This is a genomic window from Armatimonas sp., from assembly GCF_031410135.1.
Classification (GTDB): domain Bacteria; phylum Armatimonadota; class Armatimonadia; order Armatimonadales; family Armatimonadaceae; genus Armatimonas.
Genome location: NZ_JANNYP010000330.1, coordinates 1 through 6,401 on the forward strand (window position 1 = coordinate 1; position 6,401 = coordinate 6,401).

General features: G+C 58.9%; 6 protein-coding genes. 1 reads left to right on the top strand and 5 read right to left on the bottom strand.

The window, feature by feature from the left end; genetic code table 11:
* Positions 1–36: 36 nt before the first annotated feature.
* The 3 genes from RMO15_RS11965 to RMO15_RS11975 are packed head-to-tail and all read right to left on the bottom strand — an operon-like array spanning position 37 to position 2,923.
* A complete protein-coding gene (locus RMO15_RS11965) occupies positions 37–468 on the bottom strand; it encodes a DUF5990 family protein (RefSeq protein WP_309712548.1) in 432 nt (143 codons plus the stop codon).
* 6 nt (positions 469–474) lie between these two features.
* Positions 475–1,815, bottom strand: a complete 1,341-nt coding sequence (locus RMO15_RS11970; RefSeq protein WP_309712551.1) for a hypothetical protein — start codon at positions 1,813–1,815, stop codon at positions 475–477.
* A 4-nt stretch (positions 1,816–1,819) separates the two neighbouring features.
* Positions 1,820–2,923, bottom strand: a complete 1,104-nt coding sequence (locus RMO15_RS11975; RefSeq protein ID WP_309712554.1) for an Mrp/NBP35 family ATP-binding protein — start codon at positions 2,921–2,923, stop codon at positions 1,820–1,822.
* A gap of 96 nt (positions 2,924–3,019) precedes the next feature.
* Here RMO15_RS11975 and RMO15_RS11980 point away from each other — a divergent pair, with 96 nt between their 5' ends.
* Entirely contained in the window at positions 3,020–4,228 is a 1,209-nt protein-coding gene (locus RMO15_RS11980) for a polysaccharide biosynthesis/export family protein (RefSeq protein WP_309712557.1), read from the top strand.
* Here RMO15_RS11980 and RMO15_RS11985 read toward each other — a convergent pair.
* Both RMO15_RS11985 and RMO15_RS11990 read right to left on the bottom strand, forming a co-directional pair.
* Positions 4,206–5,534 carry a hemolysin family protein gene (locus tag RMO15_RS11985; RefSeq protein ID WP_309712560.1) on the bottom strand — a complete coding sequence of 443 codons (1,329 nt, stop codon included), beginning with the start codon at positions 5,532–5,534 and terminating at the stop codon, positions 4,206–4,208. The two genes, RMO15_RS11980 and RMO15_RS11985, sit on opposite strands and share 23 nt — an antisense overlap.
* 3 nt (positions 5,535–5,537) lie before the next feature.
* Complete coding sequence (locus tag RMO15_RS11990; RefSeq protein ID WP_309712563.1) at positions 5,538–6,317, bottom strand: diacylglycerol kinase; 780 nt, start codon at positions 6,315–6,317, stop codon at positions 5,538–5,540.
* Between the last annotated feature and the right edge of the window lie 84 nt (positions 6,318–6,401).

A 6,401-nucleotide genomic window follows, 5' to 3' on the forward strand; every position in this document is an offset into this window, starting at 1 on the left:
GTGGAGGGAGGAGGCGCGGGTATCACGCCAGGGCAACTATACCGCAAGTTCCCAGTTCTGCACAAGGGGAACACTGGCAAAAAACGGCCCACCATCTTTGGCACTGCCCACAACGTGTGCCTCCAGTGGCCTCCCCGACTCCAGCGCGGCTTGAACCAGCTCCGCCGAGATGCCCGAGAGGGACACTTTAGCACGCCGCGTCCATGCAGAATCTTGCTGCCCCGCCAGTGTCCCCGAGCGGACGTAGACAAACCGCGCATCCGCCGGGCCCTGCGAAAACTCCCCCGTGAAGCGCACGGGAGTGGCGGCAATATCTGCTACGACCAGTGTGAACTCAAAGGCAAGCGCGTCACTGAGCGTGGTGGTGCAACTGACGAGGCCTTCGCGTCCCCGTTGCAAGGCAAGAGCCACCCCAGTGGGGGGCTCCACTACCAAGAGTCGAAGCGAAATCTCGACTTTGCTTGTCATGGCAATCTACTTCCAGTACCGCTCGGCCCAGGTGAGCAGATAGGGCCAGTTGGGGCCGATGGTGTGGCCACCCTCGTGCTGGCGGTAGGCGATATCGCTCTCGATGAGGCTCTCGCCGATCTTGGGCTGCTCGCTGACGGGTAGGGGCTTCTTTCCTAGTAGGCTGTAGACGGGCCCGGCGGCGACTCCCGCGAGAAACTGCCCCTTGCTGTCTACCCAGTTGCCTTCGACAAATGGCGAACCGCAGCTGATAAAGACCGGGCGTGGGGCACACAGCGCGACAAGCTCATGGGCATCTACAGGCAGATCGTTGGGGCCGAGGCTACCCGAGGCGTACTTGACAAAGTTCCCGCCCATCCAGTGGTACTCGCCGGAGCTGGCGACATTCTCGATCTGCTCGCCGAAGTGCCGCCGGTAGAGCTTCGCCCCACCCGTCCCCGACGAGCCAATGTAGCCAAGGGCAAAACGCGGCTCGTAGGCCATGGTGACCAGCGCGGCTTTGCCGTAGCGCGAGAGCCCCTCGATGGCGACCTGCTTGGCGTTCACGGCCTTGTCGGTCTCGAAGTAGTCGAGTGCGCGGCTCGCGCCCCACGCCCAGGCTTTCAGTGCGCCCCAGTCATCGGGCTTGCGCGGCTCGCCTTTGTTGACGAGGCCGATAATGCCCTCACGCAGCCCCGCACCGTTGTCGGCCTGCACCGAGGCGGGGGAGAGGATGGCGTAGCCCCAGCCCTTCTCTAAAACTTGCTCCTGCCAGCTCTTGCCCGCGCCGGGCGGCGGTGCGAAGGCGGGCGCACCAGGTCGGGTAGGGAAGATAAAGCCAAACTCCATGACGACGGGCACGGGCTTGGTCGCGCTCTCGGGCGTGGTCAGCGTGAGCTGGATATCCACTTTGATGCTCGGAAACTCTTTGTTATCCGCATGCCCGACCAGCTTCTTGGTCACAACCGCGATCTCGCCCTTTTTCTCTTTAAGCGTCTCGGTTACTTCCCAGGTCACTTTGGGCGTGTTTTTGGGCGTGCGACCGTAGAGCTCGCGGTCAAAGTCCTCGAAAAGCTCTTTTCTGCGCACTTCCCAGTCTTTTTTACTGACGACTTTCTTGCCGTTTTTGAGCGTTAGCGCATCAGGAAGGGTGTAGGCACCAACTTTGGCCTCATCGGAGTTGGCGGCGTTGGGCGCAGTGGGTGTCCCGCTAGGGCCGGGGCGGAGCTTCTCGATCTTGAGAAGCTCTAGCAGGTGCTTGTGATCCGCCTGGGTCTTGGCCTGTATTTCAGGATTCGGGCCGAAACGTGGGGGCTGGACCGGAGCAACAAGGGCAGGTAGGGCGAGGAAAAACAGCGCTGTTATCATCCCCCTACAGTACCATAAGTGGCTGGAACTTGCGGGACTGGATGCTGATCTGCTGAGCAAGCTTTCCGGCGACCTCGTGGAAGGTTTTGGCCTGGATGCTCTCCGGATCCGAGACGAGCACGGGCTCACCGCAGTCGCTGGCCTCACGGGTGGCGATCTCTAGGGGGATACGGCCCAGAAACGGGACTTGGAGCCCTTCCGCCGCGTCTTGGCCACCGCCGCGTCCGAAGATGTAGTAGGTATTTCCCGTGTCGGGGGCGATGAAATACGCCATGTTCTCGATAATCCCAAGGATAGGGACATTGAGCTTCTGGAACGCCTTGAGGCTCTTGACCGCGATGCTTGCCGCGACATCTTGCGGCGTCATGACGATCACCGCGCCGGAGAGGGGAATCGCATCTACCAGGCTGATCGTCGTATCGCCTGTGCCAGGGGGCATGTCTACCAGGAGGTAATCTAGCTCGCCCCAGGCAACATCTCCAAGGAACTGATTGACGAACTTTCCGAGCATGGGGCCACGCATCACCAAGGGCTGGCCGGGCTCTACCAGAAAGCCTACCGAGACACAGCTCACCCCGTGACGCTCCGCGGGGGCGATCTTGGGAATGACATTGCCATCCGCCTGGCGCTCCGCAATCTGCTCCAGGGTTTCGTCTTCCAGGCCTAACAGCATCGGAATGGTTGGGCCATAGACATCGGCATCTAAGATGCCCACTTTTGCGCCCGCTTGAGCGAGGGCAATGGCAAGGTTGGCGGTCACGGTAGACTTGCCCACGCCGCCCTTGCCCGACGCCACCGCGATCACGTGCTTAACCTTGGGAATCACTTTTCCGCCCTGAGGCCGCCGCGCTACGACGTTGGCCGTCAGCTCAATCTTGATGTTGGTAACACCCTCAATGGCCCCGACTGCGGCGCGGCAATCGGCTTCAATCTTGGCCTTCATCGGGCAGGCGGGCGTGGTCAGCTCCACCACAAATGCCACGTTGCCCTCACATATCTTGATGTTCTTGATCATGTTGAGCGCGACTAAATCTTTGCCGAGATCCGGGTCAGGGACGGTGCGCAGGGCATTCAGTATCTGAGTTTCGGTGATATTAACAGGATTCATATTGCTAGTTTTTTTTCCGACTATAGAACACAGGAACCTAGCTAGGGGTTCCGCAGGTATTTAGATTTAAAGAGAATGATTGTCAGGGAGACAAGAATGAGAACGTCCTACTTTATCATTGGGCTGGCACTGTTAAGTGCACTGCCCGCCACGGCGCAGCAAAATACGGGTGGCCAGACAGGTGGTCAGACTCCGCTTGGGCAGGTCGTACAAGATCCTATCACGGAGCCGATTCGTAAGAACGATATTCTACGGGTCACGGTTGTCGGGGAGCCTCTCTACACTGGAGCAGGCGAGTTCAAGGTCAGCGATGATGGCACGATTGAGCTACCACGAATCGGCCAGGTGCTGGTGGCAGGAAACTCCACTATCAAGGCAGCGAGCTTTATCGAGCAGCGTCTCAAGAGTGGCAAGTACCTCAAGAGCCCCAATGTGGTGGTGCAGATCTACGGGCGCAAGGCTCGAGAAGTCAGCCTCAATGGCGCGATTGGGCTCCAAGGGCGGCGCGTCTTGCGTGATGGCACACGTCTCTCGGACATGCTCGAAGAGGCCATTCCTGCGCAGCTTGCCGATCTCGAAAATATCGAGATTCTTCGCGGGAAAGCCACGCTGAAAGTCAACTACAAGAAGTTCCGCAATGGTCTAGACAGCTCGGAGACCGTCAATCCGTTTCTGGAAGATGGTGACCGAATTTTTGTGCGACTGGGCGAGCCTACCGAAGGAACGATTAAGATCATTGGTGAGGTGAAAGATACCACCAAGCCGACCATCCAGATCACGTCGGGAACCATGCTGAGCCAGGTTCTGAGTATCGTGGGCGGGCTGAGTGAGCTGGGCGACCGGAAGAATGTCTATATCGTGCGCGACGGGCTGCGTATCGCGGTGCCCTACGAGGAGATTGCCTCGGGTATCGCCGATAAAGACATCAAGCTTCGGGATAAAGACGAGATCTATGTTCCGCGCCTGGAGAAACCGCGCCAGTACACGGTCTTTGGGGGCGTGGAGCGAAAAGGCCCCTTTCCGCTGCTGGGGAAAGTGACAATCTATCAGGCCGTGGCGACTGCAGGGCCGATTGAGGGAGCCAAGCGCAAAGACGTGGAGTTTGTCCGCGTCGGCCCGGATGGCAAGTATCCAGACAAGCCTCGAAAGATCAATCTGGAGAAGCCCAGTGAGGCGGCTCTTGAGCTCCAAGACGGTGATATTATCCGCATCCCTGAGCCCAGTCGTGGTAATAAGTTTGATCTTAACCAGATACTCAGCGCCGTGGGGAGTATGATCTGGATCAGCTCGCTGATCCGTCGCTAGAAAACTCGGGGAGGCGGATGGCGCGGAGGGTCTTGATGCGCCTGCCTTCCAGGGTCTCGACCACCAGCTCGACACCCTCCGCAAGGACACGCTCTCCGACGGTGGGCTCATGGCCAAGGATGCCAAAGACGAAGCCACCAACTGTGGTGTAGTCCTCGTGCTCTAGCGCGGTGCCGAGGCGCTCGTTGATGTCGTCTAGGCTCAGGCGGCTGTCGACGAGAGTTTCGGTGGGGGAGAGAACGGTAATCTCGGGCTCGTCCGTGTCGTACTCGTCCTGAATCTCGCCGACGATCTCTTCTAAAACATCCTCAATGGTCACGATTCCCGCCGTGCCCGCGTACTCGTCCTGGACAATGGCGAGCTGGTGGTGGGAGTGGCGCATGGTCTCCAAGAGATCGGAGACGCGGCGGGTCTCGGGGACAAAATACGGGGGGCGCATGAGCTTGCCCAGGCTCACCTGGCGGTCCGTGCTGGCAAAGAGCTTGAGCAGGTCTTTGGCATGGAGGATTCCCACCACATTGTCAATCGTGTTGGCGTAGACTGGAATGCGCGAGTGCCCCGACGAGAGAATTAGCTCGACGACTTTTTCGGGGGGAGCGGTGATGGCGACTGCGGCCATATCCACACGGGGGGTCATGACCTCTCGCACCTCGGTCTCGGAGATCTCGATAATATTCTTGATAATCTCCTCCTCGCCTTCGTCAATGCCTCCTCCCTTGCCCTGATCATCCACGAATTTCTCGAACTCCTCACGGGTCATCATCGGTGACTCAAAGCGCGCCTGCGGTGCCACAATCCGCACCAGCCCCAGAATCAGCCCGGAGAACGGTGTGAAAAGCGGCATGCACCCGCGCACAAACGGGGCGAGGCGCATGGCCCAGTAGTCGGGCGCTTGAAGTGCCAGGGACTTGGGGAGCATTCCTCCCAGTGCCATCGCCAGGAGTGCGATAGGGATCGTGATGATCGCGGAGGCAACAATCCGAGCGTAGTTGGGGTTGGGGATCAGGTGCTGGACGGTCGTAACGAGCGGATTGGCGAGTACCGTTGCGGCGACGGCTGCGGCGGTAAACCCACAGATCGTCATGCCCACCTGGGTGGTGGCGATCATGCGGGGCTGGTTCTCTAAGAGTGCCTGAACGGCTCTTGCCCCTCGCCGACTTTCTTCGACAAGCTGCTCCACGCGTGTAGAGCGGAGCGAGAGCAGGGCGGCTTCGGCCATAGAGAAAGCGCCCATGAACAGGATGAGCAGAAGCACCAGCAAGCTGCTGGCGAGCAAAAAGGCGAGAGGTAAACTATCAGGGTCCATAGGTTATTTTTGTGGGGGTTGCGGAGATGGTTTCGAAACGGGAAGTAGTGTCGTGGGTAGATGGAAGCCCAGCCACTGAGGAACTTGGAGCACCAGAGCGGCCAGAGTGAGGGCAATGACAGCCCCAGCAACGACCTCTCGGAGCGTGTGGATCTTGGTCTCGACACGGGACTGTGCCACTAGTGCCGCCAGACCAATGGCTAGCAGGCCAACAGCTGGTTGTGGGACGAGAAAGACAATGACTCCCGCCAGATAGAACGCAATTGCGGAGTGCCCGGAGATGACGCCGCCTTGAAACAGTGAGCCCTTGCGCCCCGCGATCTTACCGAGAAACACAATCAGTAGGAGTAAGACAAACGCACCCAGAAAGACCGGGACGGTGGGAGGCTGGATAAGGCGGATGGAGAGTGTATCCAGGTGAACCGCTCCCCAAAACACCACTCCCCCGACAAGAACTGCCGTAATGGCGGATATCAAGACGGCTCCGGCAGCAACATCCTTGATAAACTTGGCGGCAGGGTGGTAGGTTTGCGTGATCATGTCCACGGTCGCTTCAATCGCGGTGTTAAACATCTCCGTGATCATTACCAGTGCGGCGCAGAATACCAGGGCCAGCATCTCGACGCGAGGAAGGCGCAGGATCAGGCCCACCAAAAAGACAAATAAAAACGTGAGGATGTGGAAGCGCATGTTCCGCTGGGTGCGAAAAGCATGGGCTAGTCCTTCGACCGCATGGCGGAACGAGACCAGTGGGTTCTTGGTACGCCAGGTAGAGTGGCTCATCTGTTGGCTCTATTGTAGCCTATCCCAGCGTTCCGGTCGAGTCGCTAATCATTTCTGTATCCACCCCAGATTTTTGTAGCATGG